Here is a 544-nt window from a genome sequence, read left to right as displayed (position 1 = left end):
CATGCTGCCACAGCACAGCACGCTCACTTTTCCATTTTTGGCACGAGAGGTGGTCGAACTCGGAGCGATCCCTTTGTCACTTTCAAACAAAGAAACGACTGAGCTTGCCCTACACTACATGCAAAAAACCGATGTTCTGCACTTAGCGGAAAGCTTGTACCCTGCCCTCTCAGGCGGAGAGAAGCAACGTTTGCACTTGGCTCGAGTGCTAACGCAACTGCATCAATCTGGTGACAAAAAGATTCTGATGTTGGACGAGCCTACGTCGGCACTGGATCTCGCCCACCAGCACAACACGCTTAAAATTGCTCGTGAGGCAGCAAAAGCGCAGAACGCTGCGGTGGTTGTTGTATTGCATGACTTGAACTTAGCCTCACAATACGCAGACCGACTTGTGTTGCTCCATAACGGCAAACTCGTATGCGATGACAACCCTTGGCAGGCCCTAACGCCCGAACGTATTGAACAAGTTTATGGGTATCGCTCTATCGTGACAAAACACCCGACTCTGGACTTTCCCCAAGTCCACGCTGCGGCATAGCTT

At 51.1% G+C, this 544-nt stretch carries 1 protein-coding gene; it reads left to right on the top strand.

Annotated elements, in window-relative coordinates; genetic code table 11:
- On the top strand, nucleotides 1–541 hold a 541-nt coding region (locus R7Z49_RS27085), incomplete at its 5' end, for a heme ABC transporter ATP-binding protein (protein WP_318112761.1).
- Nucleotides 542–544: the final 3 nt, after the last annotated feature.

It is taken from the genome of Vibrio sp. 1562 (assembly GCF_033340155.1).
Classification (GTDB): Bacteria; Pseudomonadota; Gammaproteobacteria; order Enterobacterales; family Vibrionaceae; genus Vibrio; species Vibrio alginolyticus.
This window is presented reverse-complemented; position numbering and strand designations above follow the sequence as displayed.